At 70.9% G+C, this 19,271-nt stretch carries 9 protein-coding genes; 6 read left to right on the top strand and 3 right to left on the bottom strand.

Features of this window, described 5'->3' with window-relative positions; translation table 11 throughout:
* Nucleotides 1–65 precede the first annotated feature (65 nt).
* Nucleotides 66–2,252, bottom strand: coding sequence for a hypothetical protein (locus ACFQV6_RS14065; RefSeq protein WP_378027889.1), 2,187 nt, complete (start codon nucleotides 2,250–2,252; stop codon nucleotides 66–68).
* 154 nt (nucleotides 2,253–2,406) lie between these two features.
* Between ACFQV6_RS14065 and ACFQV6_RS14070 the strand changes: the two genes are divergently transcribed.
* The 3 genes from ACFQV6_RS14070 to ACFQV6_RS14080 all read left to right on the top strand — a co-directional run bounded on the left by ACFQV6_RS14070 (nucleotide 2,407) and on the right by ACFQV6_RS14080 (nucleotide 8,097).
* Entirely contained in the window at nucleotides 2,407–3,957 is a 1,551-nt protein-coding gene (locus ACFQV6_RS14070; RefSeq protein ID WP_378027890.1) for a dolichyl-phosphate-mannose--protein mannosyltransferase, read from the top strand.
* Between the two features lie 384 nt (nucleotides 3,958–4,341).
* Nucleotides 4,342–5,691, top strand: coding sequence for an MFS transporter (locus ACFQV6_RS14075; protein ID WP_378027891.1), 1,350 nt, complete (start codon nucleotides 4,342–4,344; stop codon nucleotides 5,689–5,691).
* A gap of 54 nt (nucleotides 5,692–5,745) precedes the next feature.
* Nucleotides 5,746–8,097, top strand: coding sequence for a GH92 family glycosyl hydrolase (locus ACFQV6_RS14080; RefSeq protein ID WP_378027892.1), 2,352 nt, complete (start codon nucleotides 5,746–5,748; stop codon nucleotides 8,095–8,097).
* 306 nt (nucleotides 8,098–8,403) lie between these two features.
* Here ACFQV6_RS14080 and ACFQV6_RS14085 read toward each other — a convergent pair whose 3' ends face one another.
* Together ACFQV6_RS14085 and ACFQV6_RS14090 are read right to left on the bottom strand one after the other, a co-directional pair.
* Complete coding sequence (locus ACFQV6_RS14085) at nucleotides 8,404–8,967, bottom strand: TetR/AcrR family transcriptional regulator (protein WP_378027893.1); 564 nt, start codon at nucleotides 8,965–8,967, stop codon at nucleotides 8,404–8,406.
* A gap of 12 nt (nucleotides 8,968–8,979) precedes the next feature.
* Nucleotides 8,980–11,517, bottom strand: a complete 2,538-nt coding sequence (locus tag ACFQV6_RS14090; RefSeq protein WP_378027894.1) for a PEP/pyruvate-binding domain-containing protein — start codon at nucleotides 11,515–11,517, stop codon at nucleotides 8,980–8,982.
* A 381-nt stretch (nucleotides 11,518–11,898) separates the two neighbouring features.
* Between ACFQV6_RS14090 and ACFQV6_RS14095 the strand changes: the two genes are divergently transcribed.
* The 3 genes from ACFQV6_RS14095 to ACFQV6_RS14105 all read left to right on the top strand — a co-directional run bounded on the left by ACFQV6_RS14095 (nucleotide 11,899) and on the right by ACFQV6_RS14105 (nucleotide 19,096).
* Nucleotides 11,899–12,168 (top strand): hypothetical protein, encoded by a 270-nt coding sequence (locus tag ACFQV6_RS14095; RefSeq protein ID WP_378027895.1) that lies wholly within the window; start codon nucleotides 11,899–11,901, stop codon nucleotides 12,166–12,168.
* Nucleotides 12,169–12,284: 116 nt separating this feature from the next.
* Nucleotides 12,285–14,921, top strand: a complete 2,637-nt coding sequence (locus ACFQV6_RS14100) for a glycosyl hydrolase (protein ID WP_378027896.1) — start codon at nucleotides 12,285–12,287, stop codon at nucleotides 14,919–14,921.
* Nucleotides 14,922–15,082: 161 nt separating this feature from the next.
* Nucleotides 15,083–19,096, top strand: a complete 4,014-nt coding sequence (locus ACFQV6_RS14105) for a fibronectin type III domain-containing protein (RefSeq protein WP_378027897.1) — start codon at nucleotides 15,083–15,085, stop codon at nucleotides 19,094–19,096.
* Nucleotides 19,097–19,271: the final 175 nt, after the last annotated feature.

Consider the following 19,271-nt stretch of genomic DNA (forward strand, 5'->3'; position numbering starts at 1 on the left):
CCATCGCTGCATGACACGAACGGCCCGGGACGCGACTCGCATCCCGGGCCGTTCGGGTCATCGCCTCAGTCCGCGTTCGGCGGGTGGATCTGGAACGGGATCTTCTGGTCTCGCAGGCACTGGAGCAGGTCGGCGTCCGGGCCGAGCCCCTCGTCCGGCATGGCCGGGTTGGTCGAGCTGAACGGCAGGAAGTGCCAGACGTAGTCGCCGAACAGGCCCTGCGCCAGCAGGTACCCGTCCTTACGGCACTGCCGAAGCAGCGCGTCCGGCTCCGACGACCTCGGCTTCGGCACGCCCGTCTTGATCTCGTGCGCGACGTCGACGCCGTCCGGCCGCTCCTCGATGTAGTCCGGGTGGCGGGCGCCGTCCGGTGTCTCGGTGCGGGTGTCCGGCGGCCGGGCGCCGAAGCGGCCCTCGGACCGCATCTGGCCGGCGAACCAGTCCTCGCCGCGCTTTCCGCTGTTGAGCCACGGCGCGGGTGCGCCGCCGGCCCGGTGCAGGCCGTCGCTGAGTGCCTCGGCCAGCTTGGGCAGGCTGGTCCGCGAGCCCTTCGCCAACCGGACGATCATGGCGTCGGAGAGCCCGCCGGCGATCAGCTTGTTGTAGTTGCCGAGCATGATGGCCCGGAACACGGCGGTCTTCACGCTCGCCGGGATCTTGTCCCACTTGGCCACCATCCGGATCACGCCGTCCAGGCGGTGCAGGTACTTCAGGACGAACTTGGCGGCCTTGCCGGGGATCGCCACCGCGTCCCCGCCGTAGGGGATCAGGCCGACGCCGCTGAGCCCGGCGCCGATCCAGTCCTGGTGGATCAGGCCGGCGATGACGTCGCGCAGGTCGGCCGCGCCGCCGAGGACCCAGCCCACCACCGGGATGAGGCTGAGACCGCCGGAGGCCAGGTTGCCGGCCAGCCACGCGTAGGAGTCGCGCGGCACGAAGTCGCCCGCGAAGAAACCCAGGGCGAAATCGCTGGCGTACGACCACTTGCTGACCTGCTCGTCGGCGATGGCCGGGTGCACGCCCTGGTCCGCGCCGTGCTGGACCTCGTAGTCGTCGCGCAGGCCGTCACCGTCGGTGTCCGGCCGGGTCGGGTCGATGTTGTACTGGTCGACCTCGGCGAAGTCGGAGAGACCGTCGCTGTCGGTGTCGACCAGGGCCGGGTCGGAGCCGTTCTCCTCCTCGAAGATGTCCTCGAGGCCGTCACCGTCGGTGTCGGTCAGGGTCGGCGCCGGGACGATCGGGTCCGGGGTGCCGGGGACCGGCGGGCCACGGGGTTGATCGAAGACCAGCGGATCGGTGCCGTTGTCGACCTCCGCCCCGTCCTTCAGCCCGTCACCGTCGGTGTCCGGGTTCGTGGGCGAGGTGCCGAGGGTCTGCTCCTCGAGGTTGGTCAGCCCGTCGGTGTCGACGTCCTCGTCGCCGTCGCGGACCGCGTCGTTGTCGTAGTCCGGCGTGTTCGGCATGGTGAAGCCGGCCAGCTCGGTGATCTCGAACTTGTCGGTGAGCCCGTCACCGTCCGAGTCGGCCAGCAGCGGGCTGGCGCCGAACCGCAGCTCGACCACGTCCACCACACCGTCGGCGTCGTGGTCGCCCGCGTACGTGATGCCGAGGTCGGCCAGTACGCCGAAGGCGGTGGACCAGGCACCCTTGGCCTCCTCCGCCGCGTCCTCCGGGTCGGCCTCGCGCAGCTGCTCGTCGACGTCCCGCAGGGCCTCCCCGGCCTCCTTGAGATCGGCGAACGCCTTGCTCAGGCCGGCCGGTGCGGGCGCCGGCGGCGGGGTGGCCCGGAACGGGCCGATGGTCGCCTCGACGTCCTGGATCGCCGCGTCGGCCAGCTGCCGCACACCGGCCGAGGTCTCCAGAACCGCCCGCAGGTACGCCTTCTCGGCGTCGGTCGTGGGCTTACCGGATTCCTTCTGCTGCTCCTCGAGCCACTCGCCGAGGCTCTCCAGGTGTCCGAAGGTGGTCTTGCCGTCGGCCGTGCTCTTCAGCCGGGCGCCGTCGAAGAACCTGCTCCCGACGTCGGCCAGCACCGGGTCGATCTTGTTCTCGGCGACGCTCGCCTTGACGAACGGGCGCAGCGCCTTCAGCGACTCGCCGATATAGGTCTGTGCGTCCCGGGTGTACTCGGAGGTGGGGATCTTGGCGATCTCCACCTCCCACAGCGGCTTGTCGTCCGCCGCCGCGGCGCCGGTCATCGCGATCTGGCCGGCCACGGTGACCGCGGCCACCACCGCCAGCCCTCTGGTCAACAGTCCTGCTCTTCGTCCCATCCAGAAACTCCCCGTATCGTCCTGGGTGATATCTGTGACGGACTATATAGACGAAAAGCGATACCCGTTGTCCCGGAGACGGCGGCGGTCCGGGCGCGTTCCGGTCCTGGATCGCTGACCGTACGATCTCGGGGTGATCACGGCGCCGGCAGCTGAACCTGAGCTCACCACGCGGGAACCCGCGACGGCCGAACCCGCGGGTTCCGGCGGGGTGCCCGGCGTCGTCCGGCAGCGGCTCGCGACGCTGGACAACCGGTTCAACCCGTACTCCTGGCTGGTCACCGCGGTCATCGTGACGGTCGCCGCGATCCTGCGGCTGAACGGCGTCTCCGGCGTCAAGAAGTACATCTTCGACGAGGTGTACTACCCGACCGACGCCTGGGACATGCTGAGGTACGGCGTCGAGTGGGACCCGGAGACGACCGGCGGCCCGGCCTACGTGGTGCACCCGCCGCTCGGCAAGTGGATGATCGCGCTCGGCGAGGCGGTGTTCGGCAACACGCCGCTCGGCTGGCGCCTTCCCGCCGCGATCGCGGGCACGCTGATGATCCTGATTCTGATCCGCGTGGCGTACCGGATGTTCCACTCGATCGTCCTGGCCGGCACGGCCGGTCTGCTGATGACGCTCGACGGCTTCCAGATGGTGCTGTCCCGGACCGCGCTGCTCGACATCTTCCTCGCGCTGTTCCTGCTCGCCTCGTTCGCCGCCATGGTGATCGACCGCGATCATTACCGGCGTGGCCTGCTGCGGGCGCTGGAGAACGGGTACGACCCGGGCCGCACCCGGGCGGTGCCGCGCATCGTGCCGTGGTGGCTGCTCGTGGCCGGTGCCCTCTTCGGGCTGGCCTGCGGGGTGAAATGGAGCGCGCTGTTCTTCCTGCCGTTCTTCGCCGTGCTGATCATCGCGTGGCGGGTGCAGGCGCGCCACTCCGCCGGGATCCGCGGCTCGCTCCTCCCCGGCGACCTTGGCTGGGGCCTGCTGAGCTTCGTGCTGTCCGCCGTCTTCTACATCGCCACCTGGACCGGCTGGCTGGTCACCAACCACGGCTACTTCCGGCACTACCGTGCGGAGAACGGGCTGAGCGAGCCGCCGGTGCTGGGTGCGCTGCTCAACCTGCTGCATTACCACCAGTCCGCGTACGGGTTCCACAGCGGCCTGACCAAGCACCACGACTACCAGTCGTGGCCCTGGCAGTGGCTGCTGCTGGGCCGGCCGGTCCTCTTCTTCTTCCCGAACGACGGGGACTGCGCCACGCCCACGTGCGCCCGGACGATCCTGCTGCTCGGCACCCCGGTGCTGTGGTGGTCGTTCCTGCCCGCGCTGGCCGCACTGATCTGGTTCGGTGTCGCGCGGCGCGACTGGCGGGCGTACGCCATCTTCACCGGGGCCGTCGCCGGGCTGCTCCCGTGGTTCTTCTTCGCTCTCAAGGACGGGCGGACGATGTTCTCGTTCTACGCCCTGCCCGCTCTGCCGTTCCTGATCCTCGCCGTGGTCTACGTCCTCGGCGCCCTCATGACACCGCCGGAGGGCGGTGGCGTGAGCAGGACGGGTGTGGTGTTCGCGGGGATATACGTGGCGATGGTCGCCCTCTGCTTCGCCTACTTCTATCCGATCTTCGTGGGCGACCCGATCCCGTACCAGAGCTGGCTCGACCGGATGTGGCTCAACGGCCGTTGGATCTAGCGCGCCGCGCGCCCCGGTTGCACCGCCTCACCTCAGCGATGCCGGGCGACGAACGCACACGTTGACGTTGGGTGCGATCTGGCGCGCGGCTCCTGGGACGTGTAGAAGCGCACGGACGCGTTGTGTGCGCGCCTACTAGCCCTGCAACCCCCGCCCGCACCCGTCAGCCGTTACCTCCGGCGCCCTCCCGCCGGGGGTCGCCGCCCGGAGCCGCCGGGAGGTCGCGGTGGTGGCGGGCCGGGCCGATCAGCAAGATTCCCGTCGACGCCACGACCAACGACGTGGTCAGTCACAGCGCCGGCGACGATCAGCGGTGCGAGGCGCGGCCCCGGTCCGGTGAGCGGGAGTGGTTTAAACCGGGCTGAGACGGTGATCCGGGGTGCAATGGACACCGCTGTCGAACGGACGACGACGCGGAGCTGGCCGGCCGCCCTGGTGCTCGCCGGTGCCATGTTCCTGGTGCTGTTCGACAGCCTCGCCGTGGCGACTGCTCTGCCGGCGATCGGTGCCGAGTTCGCGGTGCCGCCCGAGCACCTCCAGTGGGTGGTGACCCTCTACTCGCTGAGCATCGGCGGCTTCCTGCTGCTCGGCGGCCGGGTCTGCGACCTGTGGGGCCGCCGCCGTCTGATCGTGGCCAGCCTCGGTGTCACCGCGGCGGGTCTCCTGCTCTCCGGCGTGGCATCCGCGACGGCTCCGCTGCTGGCCGGGCGGGTGCTCCAGGGCCTGGGTGCGGCGTTCGCCATCCCGGCGACGCTGGCCTCGGCCGCCACCCTGTTCCCCGGCGAGCCCTGGCGCAGCCGGGTGTTCTCCGTGGTGGCCGCCGCCGGTAACACCGCGGGTGTGGCGGGCGCCGTCTTCGGCGGGCTGATCACCTCGTCGCTCGGCTGGCGCTGGATCTTCCTCGTCGTCGTACCGGTTGCGGTGCTTGCCGGGGTGGCGGCCCTGCTGGTCCTGCCGAAGGACGAACCCGCCGCCGAGCGGCCCCGGCGGCTGGATCTGATCGGGGCGGTGCTGGCCACCGGCGGCATCCTCGGCGTCATCTACGGCGCCACCCAGCTCGGTGAGCGCGGCCTCGGGCCGGTCGCGGTCCTTCCGGTCGTCGTGGGCCTGGTCCTGCTGGCCGCGCTGGTGTTCCGGGAACGCCGGGTGGCGGACCCGTTGATCAAGCCGTCGGTCGTCCGCTCCCGGCGGCTGGTGGCGTCCTGTGTGGCCTTCCTCGCCCACTGCGCGGCCTACAGCGCCGTCATCGTGGTCAGCAGCCTGCTCCTGCAGGACGTCCACGGGCTCTCCGCCGCGCAGGCCGGCCTGATGCTGGCGCCGCTGCTGGTGGGCTCGTTCGTCAGCTCGGTACCGGCGGGCCCACTGCTGCGCCGCTACGGCACACGCCGGGTCGTCACCTGCTGCCTGACGTTCAGCTCGATCACACTCGCGCTGGTGGCGATGGCCGGCCGGGAGTCGCTCGTCCTGGTCTCGATCGCCCTGATCCTCTGGGGACTGAGCTCCGGGCCGGTCTTCGTGGCCCTGACGCGTGAGTGTGTCGGTGATGCCGCGCCGGCCGACCGCGGGATCGCCTCCGCCCTGTTCGAGTCGACCAGCCACATCGGCGGTGCCATCTCGGTCGCCGTCTACCTGACCCTCGTCGGAGCGGGACTCGGCTACGGCACCGCCCAGCTGGTCGGCGCGGCGATCGTCGGTGCGGCGGTCGTACCCACCCTCCTGATCATGCCCAAGTAAGGAAACCTTCATGTGGTGCTGATTGAATCCTTCCGATCAGCGAAGGGGAGACGTATGTCGATGAAGGCGATCCTGGCCGGTGCCATGGGAACGGTCCTGGCGGTCACCCTGGCCGGTGCGGTGAGCGCCGCGCCGCCGGGGCTGGTCACCGATCCGGTCAGCCATGTGGACCCGTTCATCGGGACGGCCCGCGGCGGCAACACCTGGCCGGGTGCCACCCGCCCGTTCGGGATGATCGCCTGGAGCCCGACCGCGACCAGCGGGGACCAGACGAACACACCCGCGGCCAACGGGTACGACTACAACACCACCAAGTTGCGCGGTTTCAGCCTCACCCACGTCAACGGCGCCGGATGTGCGCCGGGCGCCGCGGGCGACGTACCGATCCTGCCGTTCACCGGTGCCGTCGACTCCTCACCGACGGCGGACACCAAGGACGCGAAGTACGTGTCCACCTGGTCGCACGCCAGCGAGACCGCCGTGCCCGGCCGGTACACCGTCACGCTCGACGACGGGGTGCGCACCGACCTGGCGGTGACCACCCGCGCCGGGGTCGGCGAGTTCGCCTTCCCGGCCGGTAAGGAGGCCAACCTGCTGTTCCGCACGTCGAACTCGCTGAACGGCAGCGAGGACGCCGAGATCAGCATCGACCCGGCTGCCCGTACCGTCACCGGGTCCGTCCTGACCGGCGGGTTCTGCGGCCGGCGGGGCAACGGCGGCGGCGACACCAACCCGAACCGGCGCTCCTACTACCGCCTGCACTTCAGCGCGGTCTTCGACCAGGCGTTCACCGGCACCGGGACCTGGCAGAACAGCACCCTCACCCCGGGCGGCACCACGGCCACCGGCGGCGAGGGTTACCTGACCGGCGCGAACCGGGCCGGTCGCGGCTCCGGCGGCTGGGTGTCCTTCGAGCCGGGTCACGCCGTACGGATGCGCCTGGGACTTTCGTACGTCAGCCTGGAGAACGCCGCCGCCAACCGCGACGCGGAGATTCCGGCCGGGACCACCGCCGACGCCGTCGCCCTGCAGGGGCGTGCCGCCTGGAACGACGAGCTGAACCGGATCCAGGTGGCCGGCGGCACCGGTGCCCGCACCACGGCGTTCTACACCGCCGTCTACCACGCGCTGATGCAGCCGCAGACCATGAGCGATGTGGACGGCCGCTACCTCGGTGCCGACATGCGGATCCACTCGATCCGTCCCGGGCAGAAAGCCGCCTACGGCACGTTCTCCGGCTGGGACCAGTACCGCGCGCAGATCCAGCTGCTCGGCCTGCTGCGCCCCGACGTCGCCGGCGACATGGCCACCTCGATGACCGACTTCGCCGCGCAGAACAACGGCATCTGGGACCGCTGGCTGCACCTCGGCGCACCCACCCACGTGATGACCGGCGACCCGGCCGCGCCCACCCTCGCCACCTGGTACGCCATGGGCGTCCGCAACTTCGACACCGCAGCCGCCCTCGACTCGCTGGTGAAACAGGCGACCGTGCAGAACCCGGAGGCACTCTCCGACGCCGGCTGCCCCGGCCAGTGCAAAGGCCAGCGGCCCACCCTCGACACCTACCTGGCACTGAAGTACGCCGCCAACGACATCTGCCACTGCTGGGGCGGCACCGCCGAAACCCTGGAGAACTCCCTGGCCGACTTCTCCCTGGCCATGTGGGCACAGCGGGCCGGGCGGACCGGCCTCTACCGGCAGCTCCTGCCCCGCGGCGACTATTGGAAGAACACCTTCAACCCGGCTGTCGGCTACCAGGCCGCCCGCAAGGCCGACGGCAGCTGGCAGCCCGGCTTCACCCCGTCGACCGACGTGGGTTTCTCGCAGGGTTCCAGCGCCACCTACACCTGGATGGTCCCGCAGGACGTCTCCGGCCTCGCCACGCTGATGGGCGGTCGCGAAGCAGCCGCGACCCGCCTCGACGGGTTCTTCACCAGCGGATACGACCCGACGAACGAGCCGGGCATCCACGCGCCGTGGCTCTACAACGCCCTCGGTAAGCCGTTCCGGACACAGGAGACGGTGCGCGGGCTCGTCGACACGGTCTACGGCACCGGACCGGGCGGACTCCCCGGCAACGACGATCTCGGCACCATGAGCGCCTGGTACGTCTTCGCTGCCATGGGCATGTTCCCGCAGGTACCGGGCCGTGCCGAGATGCTGCTGGGCAGCCCGGTCTTCACCCGCGTCTCGCTGCGGCGCAGCAACGGTGTGACGTTGACGGTGGTGGCGGACAGCACGGATACCTATGTGCGGTCGGTGCGCCTGAACGGCGCGCCGCTGAGCCGGTCGTGGCTGCCTGAGTCGTTCGTCCAGCGAGGAGGGACGGTGAGCTTCACCCTCGCCAGCACCCCGAACCAGACCTGGGCGACGACGTCCCGCGACCTGCCCCAAGACCACTAACCCTTTCCTGTACGCCCACCCGCCCCCGATCCTCCCCGCCCGCCCTGGCTCGTCTCGGCGCTGCCACCGGTCCCCTCACGCCCAGCCGGATCCGTGCGGCTGGGCGTGAGCGGGGTGTTTCGCGCGTCCCGACACCGCTGGGGCCCAGCCGGTTCGCCCGGCTGGGCGTGGGCGGGGTGTTTCGCGCGTTTCGGCGTCGCTGGGGCCCAGCCGGTTGGCTGGGCTGGGCGTGGGCGGGGTGTTTCGCGCGTTTCGGCGTCGCTGGGGCCCAGCTGGTTGGGTTTTCGCCGGCTGGGCGCGGGGAGGTCAGGGGAAGAGGAGGTTCAGGTGGGTGTCGAGGGCGGTCAGGGCTTGGTCGTCGGTGTACTGGCCGCCCAGGAGGTACATGCCGAGGCCCTCCATCAGGGCGAGCAGGCCGGCGGCACGGGTTTTGTCGGTGGTGGGGAGGAGGGTGGTGATGAAGGCGACCATCTGGGCGGTTCCCTCGCGGAGGGCGGGTGCGGTGGCGGGGCGGACCGCGGTGTAGGCGAGGAAGGCGAGGGCGACGCGGCCGTCGGCTCGGGACTCCTCGTCGAGGGGGAGCAGGGCGGTGAGGAGGGTGCGCAGGAGGAGGCGAGGGGGCGGGGTCGGGCCGAGCGCTTCTATTGCGGCGGTCACCCGGGCTTCGCCGCGGTCACGTACCACGTCGAGGGCGAACCGCATCATCTCGTCCTTGGTGCGGAAATAGTGCTGCACCATTCCGGCTGACACCCCGGCCTCGGCTGCTACGTGGCGGAGGCTGACTGCTTCCAGGCCCTGCTCGGCGGCTACCCGCATCAGTGCGTCCGCGATCTGTGTTCGCCGCTCCTGGCGGTCGACCTTCCTGGGCATGCCGCGATGCTTTCACGACGCCGAGGGGGTGCCGGGTCCGGCCAGTCCGTCATCGCCCAGAGCTGGAGCTGAGGCGGGAGCGGGGGCAGAGGCGGGAGCGGGGGCAGAGGCGGGAGCGGGGGCAGAGGCGGGGGCGGGAGCGGGTGCAGAGGTGACGGTGCCGGTGGAGCCGTCGACCGTGATCTGCTGGCCGGGGGAGAGCAGGCTGGTCGCGGCGGGGACGCTGATGACCGCGGGCAGGCCGTATTCGCGGGCGACAGTAGGGCCGTGGGCCATGATGGCGCCGGTTTCGCTGACCAGGGCGGCCGCGGTGAGGAAGAGCGGTGTCCACGCCGGGTCGGTGGTGGAGACGACGAGGATGTCGCCGGGTTCGATGTGGGCGGTCGCGGGGTCGTGAATGATCCGCGCCGGGCCGGTCACTCGGCCGGGCGAGGCGCCCACGCCGCGCAGCACGTCACCCGAGACGCCGGCGTCACCCGAGGAGGTGGCGGCGGGCAGGAGGGTCTCGAGGTCGGTGCCGTCGGAGAGCAGGGCGACCGGGACGTGGCGGCGGCGGGACTCGGCTCGGTGCAGGGCGCGGCGCTGCGCCACCAACTCACGCTGGTCGACCGCGTGATGGACGGCGGCGTCGGCCTCGTCGAGGTTCAGGAACATGATGTCGTCCGGCTTGTCGAGCAAGCCATTATCGGTCAGCTCGGCGCCCACCAGGAGGAGTTGCTCGCGGACCGCGCGCAGGTGGTACAGGCCCGCGAACTTGCCGGTCTCGCGCAGGCCGGTCAGGGCGCGGGCGCGGCGCAGGAGGAACACGGCCAGGCTGCCGCGCACGGGCCTGCGCCGGCGGACCCTGCGGGTGAGAGCTGCGAGCGTAGCTTCCGCTGTTTCTTCGGTACGGGAGAAGCGCGCGTCCGGTGCCTGATCAGTGTCGGTCAGGCGCAGGTAGTTCGCGATGGCGGCGAAGACACCGGCCGGGTTCTCGGCCCACCGTGGCACGCCGAGGTCCGCCTCGGCGGGGCCGCGATGGCCGTAGGTTTCGAGGAACGCGGCAAGTCCGAGATCGGGGAGTTCGCCGCGTAGATAGCGGGTGGCGAGTTCGGGCGGTGGGGTGTTCAGGAGCAGGTCGCGGTGGTCGCCGGCGTCGCGGGCCAGGCGCCACAGAGCCAGGTCCATCTCGATGGTGACGTTGCCGGGGAGGCCGCCGAGGATGGTGTGGATCTCGTCGGGCTCGGCGAGGCCCTTGAGCAGGGGGCCGGGGAGGGAGGCGGCGAGCATTCCGGCGACGATGGGCCAGGTCAGGTCGTCCGCGGCGCCGGTGGAGTCGTTCGACCGTACGAAAGAGAGTCTTTGATCTGCCGACTGAAGATCGGGCGGAGCGGCGGCGGTTGACCTGAGCCTTTCGGCGGCGGCCTGAAGGCGTTGCCGGGCGGTGTCGGGGCGCATCAGCGCACGAGTGATCCCGGAGAGCGCGCGACCGGCGGTACGCAGTGCGGAGGAGTCGGCCCCGGCCCGCGAATCCGGCTTTGCCGGAGCGAAGCGCGCGTCGCCGAGGATGTGCTCCATGGCGGCCTGGGCGCGCGGTCCGAAGTCGACAGCCATCAGCTTGACCAGGCGTTTGCGGGCGGTGGGGTGGCGGGCGGGATCCGAGAGATCGCCGTAGAGCCGGCCGCCGATGTCGACGATCTCGGCTCGCAGGCCGAGCGCCGCAGTCATCCCGGCGATCACCTGTTTGAGGCCCGCCATGCCCATCGGGGTGACCGGCTGGAGCATGCCCTGGACGTGCCCGAACTCGAAGTAGACCCGGGGGAGTGTGCCGCCGGTGGCGGGCGGCAGGGGGAAGAGCGTGGTGATCGGCCGGGATTGCAGCAGCCAGAGGGTGCCGTCGGTGTCGTAGGCCCATTCGATGTCCCGCGGTGACCCGGCTGCTGTCTGGAGGCGTTCTCCGGTGACGCGCAGTTCGGCGAGTTGGGCTGGGGTCAAACATCCGCCGGTGCCGTTCAGGGTTTCGTTCAGGACGTAATGGTCGGCGTCGGCGGTGCCGTCGACGACGCCGGTGCCGGGGCCGGGGACCGCGTCGACGAGCATCTCGGTGCGGCGGCCGGTCAGCGGGTTGGCGGTGAAGAGCACGCCGGCGGTGGCGGCGCCGACCATGCGCTGGACGATCACGGCCATCGCCACGTCGGTGCCGGTGAGGTCGTGCGCCGACCGGTACGCCTCGGCTCGGCCGGAGGTCAGGGACTCCCAGCACTTCGCGACGGCGGCGAGGAGGTTGGCGGGGCCGTCGACCTCGAGGAACGTCTCGTGCTGCCCGGCGAAGCTGGTGCCGGGGAGATCCTCGGCGGTGGCGCTGGAGCGGACCGCCACCGGGCCGCCGCCCATCGCGCGGTAGGCGCCGGTGATGTCGGTTTCGGGCAGGGTGCCGGTCCGGAACGCGTCAGTGGTGACGACGAAGCCGTCCGGGACCCGCTCGCCGCCGCGGATCAGCTCGCCGAGGGCCGCCGCCTTGCCCCCGACCAGGTCGATCGGGCCGGCTTGTGAGAGTGGTACGACCGGCATCCCGGGCCTCCTCAGCTTTTGCAATACAACTGTATTGCTTCCACAGGCTACCCGGCGTTCCGCACTGTCGTCCACCGGGCAGCGGCCGGTGCCGAAGTCGCTATATCTTCAGAAAACGCCTGGTTGGCATCGGTGCCGGACCGGGTATCGAGCGGGGGGAGCTCACCTCGGTCGCCGGCCGCGCGGTCGTCCTGTCCGGACGTTCGTGTCATCGGTCCGGTGGCCGCGGAAATCCGTCACCATCCGCGCGGCGGCCGGCCGCGAATCCCGGAAAAAGTGTCGTACCCCAGGGCTAGTTTCGGCGATGAGTTCAGTACGGCCGGCCGGTCCAACCATTGGAAGCGTCACCATCGGAAGCGTCACACGAAGGAGGAGATCACGATGACTGCCATGCTGACCGCCGCGCGGGCGGAAGCCCTGTTCACCAGCCACCTGTCCACCGGCAGCCGCCCCGAGGAGGGTGTCGTCGACGAGGCGATCCGCTTCGCGGTGCGGTCACACGGCGGCGTGCGCGGTTGTGCCGCCGACGTCGCCGCCGAATACGGTGACCATCCCGAAGTGGCGGCGCCGCGCATGCGGTGGGCTCTCGAGATCGTCGGTGACACCTACCGGGCGAGGCGTGGCGGTGCCGTGTGGGCGCTCGTCGCCTGACGGGAGTGGTCACCGTTTGCGGGCGTTGATCGGCCTTATCGAAACTATTCACATTCTTAACTGTTGAGGTAGTGTGAGAGCGCTCTCACAGCCCCCGCTCCCTCAACGGAGGCACCATGCATCCCCGATCACGCCTGGTCACCCTGGGTTTCGTTGCCGCGCTCGCCGTCGGCTCCGGTGTCCTGGCTGTCACGCTGACCTCCACCGCGCAGGCCGCAACGGTCGGCGCCGGCAGTTATACCGAAACGCTGCCCGCCGGTGCGAAGCTGCCGGCCGGCTGCGGCACCATCTCCACGAACCCACGTCAGTTCGTCACCGCGAACGCGCCCGCCGGAGCGGTGCCTACCAACGACTGGTGGTCGTCGCTGCTGTTCAAGAAGGGCGACGACTGCAACTTCTCGCAGGCGCTGTTCGCGGGGCCCGCGTCCTACCGGCCGATCGCCGGCGGGCTCGGCCTGTCGTACCAGACCGATGCCGCGATCAGCGGGAGCGCGACGGGCCTCGGTGAGTACCACTACCCGTACGCGCAGCACGTCGTGGTGGGTGTCGCCGGGCTCAACGCGCCGCGCGCGCTCGTCGACGGCTGGAGCGACTGGACCGTCACCCCGTCGTGGAGCGACGGCACCCGGACCATGAAGGCGACGATCGGCCACGGCCTGCCGACCTCGTTCTACCGCATCACCGGTGGCGACGCGCAGCTCTCCATCACCGGGCCGCCGTCCGTCTGGCAGAACACCGGCGGCCGGATCGGCTTCTCGATCGGCGGTCACGACTACGTGGCCTACGGGCCGGCCGGATCGAGCTGGACCCAATCCGGCAACACGCTGCGCTCCGGCCTGAACGGCCAGGGATACTTCTCGGTCAGCGTGCTGCCGACCCTGTCGAGCGCGAGCACCGCCGACAAGATCGCTCTCGCCGACACCTTCGGGCAGTTCGCACACAACCACGTCACCGGTACGCGGATGCAGTACTCCTACAACGCCGCCAACGGGACCGTCACCACGACCTACCGGGTCACCACGCAGAACCTGGGCGGCGGCACCCCGGGTGCGGTCATCGCGCTCTACCCGCACCAGTGGCGCTATCTGACCGGGTCGGCGCCGCTGTCGCGTACCTATGTCTCTCCTCGCGGAGCGATGAAGATCCTCACGGGTGAGCAGTTCCAGACGACCATGCGGTATTCCGGCGTGCTCCCCGAGCTGCCGGCCGCCGGCGACTCCAGTGGCGCCGACCTGGCGCAGATCACCACCCTGCTGAACAACGAGCTCAACAACCCCGCCGACTTCCGCGGCAACGACACCTACTGGACGGGCAAGGGCCTCGGCCGTGCCGCCCGGATCGCGGAGATCGCCGATCAGCTCAACCTCACCGGCGTCCGCGACTCCGCGCTGAACGTGATCCGGACCCGGCTCACCGACTGGTTCACCGCGTCACCCGGCAAGACCCAGCGCGTCTTCTACTACGACCGCAACTGGGGCACGCTGATCGGCTACCCCGCGTCGTACGCGTCCGACGAGGACCTCAACGACCACCACTTCCACTACGGCTATTTCGTCGCCGCGGCGGCCACGCTGGCGAAATTCGACCCCGCCTGGGCGACCGGCTCCCGGTACGGCGGCATGGTCGACCTGCTGATCCGCGACGCGAACAACTACGACCGCAGCGACACGCGCTTTCCGTACCTGCGGGACTTCGACATCTACGCGGGCCACGACTGGGCGTCCGGGCACGGTGCCTTCGGCGCGGGCAACAACCAAGAGTCCTCCTCGGAGGGGCAGAACTTCGCCAACGCGCTGATCCAGTGGGGGCAGGCGACCGGCAACACCGCGATCCGGGACGCCGGCATCTGGCTGCACACGACGCAGGCGGCCGCGATCAACGAGTACTGGTTCGACGTGCGCAACGAGAACTTCCCGTCGAACTGGGGTCACAACTACACGGCGATCGTGTGGGGCTCGGGCGGGGCGTACGCGACCTGGTTCTCCGGCGAGCACGAGATGGTGGTCGGGATCAACATGCTCCCGATGACCGGCGGCCAGCTCTACCTCGGCGAATACCCGGCGGCGGTGCGCAACACCTACGCGGAGATGGTGCGTAACAAGGGCGGCGAGCCGGTGGCCTGGCGCGACATGCTCTGGCAGTACCTCGCCCTCGGCGACCCGGACGCGGCCATGGCCAAGTGGCGCGCGGCCGGTTCGTACACGCCGGAGGAGGGGGAGAGCCGGGCGCACACGTTCCACTGGATCCGCAACCTCCAGGCGCTCGGTCAGGTCGACGCCTCCGTCGGCGCCAACCATCCGCTGGCCAAGGTGTTCAGCCGCAACGGGGCGAGGACGTATGTCGCCTCGAACATCACGAACACGGCGCTGACCGTGACGTTCACCGACGGGCGCACGCTGAGTGTGCCGGCGGGCAAGACGGTGGCCAGCGGTGCGACGAACTGGTCCGGTGGTAACGCGTCCGGCGGCGGCACGGTGCCCCCGGCGACTACGCCTCCCACCACTACGCCTCCCACCACTACGCCTCCCACTACGCCGCCGACCACTCCGCCCACTACCCGGCCGACGACGCCGCCCGCCACCACGCCGCCGACCACGACGCCGCCGGGGGCCACGACCTGGGCGCCGAACACGTCGTATGCGACCGGGGCCGTGGTGACCTACAACGGCACGCGGTACCGGTGCATCCAGGCGCACACCTCGCTGGTGGGCTGGGAGCCACCGGTCGTGCCGGCGCTGTGGGGAGCGATCTGACGCTCTGAGGTCCACGCTCCGGACGCCCTGGCCCTGATGGGCCAGGGCGTCCGTATTCGGGCTAATCACCCGCTCTTACCTCTTTTGGGCTACATAGTGAGGCGAGGGCGCATGATCCGTTGCCGAGTTCGCGCTCTGTTTCTCGTGGGGGATGAGCGCGGATGTCGGGGAATCGGGTACGCCGGGTCGTGGCTGGAGTGCTGGCCACGGGACTGATCGGATTGTCGACCCTGGTCGGTGTCACCGGGCCGGCGGCCGCGTTCACGGGTTCGCTGCCCGCCACCGCGATCTGGGTGACCTCGTTCGATGACTCGAAGATTCACCGGATCGCCCCGGACGGCACGGAGACAACGCTGGGCAGCAACACGTCGCCCCCGTACGGAGTCGCGGTCTCCGGCGACGGGTACGTGTATTCCAGCTCTCCGTCGACGAACGAGGTCATCCGGTATGCCCCGGACGGCAGTTCCGCCGGCGTCTCCTTCACGGGGCTCAACGTTCCCGTGGGGCTGGCGCTCGACAGCTCGGGCGCACTGTATGTCGCCGACGCGTCGAACAACCGGGTGGTGAAGCGGACAGCCGGTGGCACACAGTCCGTGGTCGGGTTCACCGGCCTGACGAATCCGCAGGCGGTGGCCGTCGCCCCGGACGGGACCGTGTACGTGATCGATTTCCCCAACGTGGGCCTCGGAAGGCTCTTCAAGCTGGCCGGCGGCGTTCAGGCGCTCGTCGCCAGCACCGGCATCGGCGCGCCTCAGGACATCGCGGTGGATGCGGCCGGGAATGTGTACGTGGCCGCGGCCGACTCGATGGTGGTTGAGAAATTCACGCCCGGCGGTGTGCGAACGAGCGTGGCGACCGGAGTCATGCCCTTCGGCGTAGCGGTGCACGACGGGGAGGTCTATATCAGCGACAGCTTGTCGGGTGACCTCCTGCGGGCCAATGGCGGTTCCAGCCCCGCGGTGCTGAGCAATGTCGGCAGCACCGGCATGCTGACCATGCGAACGGTGCCGGAGCCGCCGGCCACCGTGAGCGCGGTCGCCGGGAACACGACAGCGACGGTGTCCTGGTCCGGGGCGACCGGCAACGGCGGGCCGGCGATCAACTGGTACACGGTGACGTCCAGCCCGAGTGGCCTGCGGTGCACCTCGCCCGGCGGTTCCTCGTGCACCGTCACCGGGCTGACCAACGGGGTTCCGTACACGTTCAAGGTGACCGCCTCGAACACCGGCAACGACACCGGGCGGTCCGTCGACAGTGCCGCCTCGTCGGCGGTGACACCCTTCGCGGCGTTCGCGCCGTCGGCCCCGGCGATTCTGAACGTCAGCGCCGGTAATGGCTCGGCCGGCATCACCTTCGCGCCGGGCGGTGACGGCGGCAGTCCGGTGATCCGCTGGGAGCAGTCGACCGATGGCGAGACCAGCTGGTCCACACTCCCGGTCGTCGACAACAACAACGGCACCTTCGACGCGGTCGTCACCGGCCTGACCAACGACCTGCTCAACACGTTCTCGGTGCGGGCGGTCAACGCCGTGGGCGGCGGAACGCCCGATGTCGAGACCGTCACGCCGTTGCCGGACCTGCCTGGCCGGCCCGGGCAGCTCGTGGTCCAGCCCGGTGACCAGCAGGTCACCCTGGTGTTCGAACCGGCCTCCACCGGCGGCGGCACCCTCACCTACGAGACGTCGATCGACAACGGGACCAGCTGGGTTCCGCTGACGGTCAATCCCACCGGCGGCGGGGCGACGACGATCGAGGGCGTGGTCGGGTCGCTGGTCAACGGGGTGAACTACACGATCGCCGTCCGGGCGGTCAACAGCCTCAGCTTCGGGCTGGAGGCTGCCGACACGGTGGTGCCGGCGGGGCTGCCGGGCGCACCCACGTCGCTGGTGGCGTCGCGGGCGGATCAGGCCGCGCACCTGGTCTTCGAACCGCCGATGATCACCGGTGGGGTGCCGATCAGCAGCTACGAGTACTCCCTGAACGGCATCTCGTGGACCGGTGTGGCGACCACGCCGACGGGCGGTGGCGCCACGACGCTCGAGGCCGACGTCAGCCCGCTGACCAACGGCACGCAGTACTCGATCCAGCTGCGCGCCCGCAACAGCAGCGGCGCCGGGCCGGCCGCCACCGACACGGTGACTCCGGCGCGGGTGCCGGACCCGCCGACCGCGCTCACCGCCACCTCCGGGAACGCCCAGGCCGCCCTGCGGTTCGAGCCGCCGGCCTCGGACGGCGGGGACACGATCACCTCGTACGAGATCTCGCTCGACGGCACCAACTGGGCCACCCTGACGGCCACGCCGACCGGCGGCGGGGCCACCACGCTGGACGCCACGTCCGGCCCGCTGGTCAACGGGCAGGCGTACACGATCAGCGTTCGCGCCCGTAACGGTGTCGGGCCGAGCACCGCGGACACGGACACGGTCGTGCCCGCAACGGTTCCGGGCGCGCCGACCGCCCTGGACGCGGCGCCGGGCGACCAGTCCGCGAGCCTCGTCTTCGAGCCACCGGCCGGCAACGGCGGCGCGGCGATCACGTCGTACGAGGTGTCCACGAACGACGGCACGAACTGGACCACACTGCCGACGGCGCCGACCGGGGGTGGGGCCACCTCGCTGACCGGCACGGTCGGTTCGCTGACGAACGGGCAGGCGTACCTGATCCGGGTCCGCGCGGTGAACAGTGCCGGTCACGGAGCGCAGAGCGCGTCGGACACGGTCGTGCCCGTCGTCGTCCCGGCCGCGCCGACCGGTCTGGCCGCGCAGTCCGCGGTGAGCAGTGTGGTGCTCGTGTTCCAGCCGCCGGCCGATCCCGTGGGAGCGCCGGTGACCTCGTACGAGGTGTCCGCCGACGACGGCAACACGTGGGGTCCCCTGCCGACCGCGGCGACCGGTGGCGGCGCGACGACCCGTACCGGAACGGCGGGTTCGCTGGCGAACGGAACCACCTACACGGTGCGGGTGCGGGCGGTCAGCGCGGCTGGGCCCGGGGCGGCGAGCAACTCCGACACCGTCACCCCGCTGGGGCCGCCGGCCGCGCCCGGAGCGTTCACCGCCTCGGCGGCCGACCGGGCTGCCACCTTCTCGTTCCGGGCGCCGTCGAGCACCGGCGGCACGCCGATCACCGGGTACGAGGTGAGCAGGGACAACGGTGCCACCTGGACCACTGTCACCCCTACACCCGACGGCAACCTGCTCACCGGCCGGGTGGCCGGACTGACCAACGGGGTCGCCACCACGCTGCTCCTGCGCGCGAGCAACGCTGTCGGCGCCGGCCCGTCCGCGTCCACGACGATCACGCCCGCCGCGCCGCCCGGCCCGAGCCCCAGCCCCAGCGCGAGCCCGAGCGTCAGTCCCAGCCCGAGTGTGAGTCCCAGCCCGGCCGGGAGCCCGTCCCCGACCGCGCCGCCGAGCACCAGCCCGACCGCGAACCCGACCACCAGTCCCACCCGGCCGGCGCCGAGTCCGTCCGCCGGAGTTCCGGCGGCACCGACAGAGGTCGTCGCCGAGGCGGGCACCTCGTCCATCACGGTCTCCTGGACCCCGCCGGCCGATGCCAGGGGCGTCACCGGTTACCGGGCGATCGCCTCGCCGGGACCGGCCACCTGCTCCACCACGGGTACGAGCTGCGTGCTCGGTGCGCAGGCCGGCACCGCGTACACGGTCACCGTCGTCACCGAGGTCGCGGGCGGTGAGTCGGCCGCGTCCGGCCCGAGCCTGGAGGTCACCCCGCTGTCGCCGCCGCTGACCACCACGCCGCCGGACACCAGCGGATCGCTGACCACCGACGCGGGTGACGTCGACACCGTCGAAGCCGGCCAGGACCTGACCATCGTCGGTGAGGGCTTCGCCGCGCACTCGACGGTCACCGTGACGTTCTACTCCACGCCGATGGGCCTGGGCAGCGGTGTCGCGGACGCCGAGGGGGTCGTCAGCATCCCGGTCACCGTCCCGGCCGGTGCCACCGGTGACCACACGATCATCGCCAGCGGTGTCGACGCCGCCGGGCGGCCACTCTCGCTCAGCCTCGAGGTGAAGGCCGGTGCGGAGCCCGAGGACAGCGGACCCGACCTGCCCACCACCGGCATGTCGATCGTCTGGCTGCTTGTCGCCGGCGCCGCCATCACCCTGACCGGCATCGTGATGCGAGTGGTGACCACAACCCGGCGCCCCTAGCCGCCCGGCTGGGCGTGAGGGGTGCCTTTCGGCCCGTGAGACCCCGCTGAGTGCCAGCTGGGGGACTCGGCTGGGCGTGAGGGGTGCCTTTCGGGCCCAGAGGCCCCGCTGAGCGCCAGCTGGGGGACTCGGCTGGGCGTGAGGGGTGCCTTTCGGGCCCAGAGGCGCCGCTGAG

Origin of the sequence: Actinoplanes sp. GCM10030250, from assembly GCF_042666575.1 — a bacterium.
Classification (GTDB): Bacteria; Actinomycetota; Actinomycetes; order Mycobacteriales; family Micromonosporaceae; genus Actinoplanes.

Coding starts and splice junctions, on each gene's coding strand:
- ACFQV6_RS14105 (WP_378027897.1), top strand. CDS start 15,083: ATGTCGGGGAATCGGGTACGCCGGGTCGTGGCTGGAGTGCTGGCCACG.
- ACFQV6_RS14080 (WP_378027892.1), top strand. CDS start 5,746: ATGTCGATGAAGGCGATCCTGGCCGGTGCCATGGGAACGGTCCTGGCG.
- ACFQV6_RS14075 (WP_378027891.1), top strand. CDS start 4,342: ATGGACACCGCTGTCGAACGGACGACGACGCGGAGCTGGCCGGCCGCC.
- ACFQV6_RS14095 (WP_378027895.1), top strand. CDS start 11,899: ATGACTGCCATGCTGACCGCCGCGCGGGCGGAAGCCCTGTTCACCAGC.
- ACFQV6_RS14090 (WP_378027894.1), bottom strand. CDS start 11,517: ATGCCGGTCGTACCACTCTCACAAGCCGGCCCGATCGACCTGGTCGGG.
- ACFQV6_RS14085 (WP_378027893.1), bottom strand. CDS start 8,967: ATGCCCAGGAAGGTCGACCGCCAGGAGCGGCGAACACAGATCGCGGAC.
- ACFQV6_RS14100 (WP_378027896.1), top strand. CDS start 12,285: ATGCATCCCCGATCACGCCTGGTCACCCTGGGTTTCGTTGCCGCGCTC.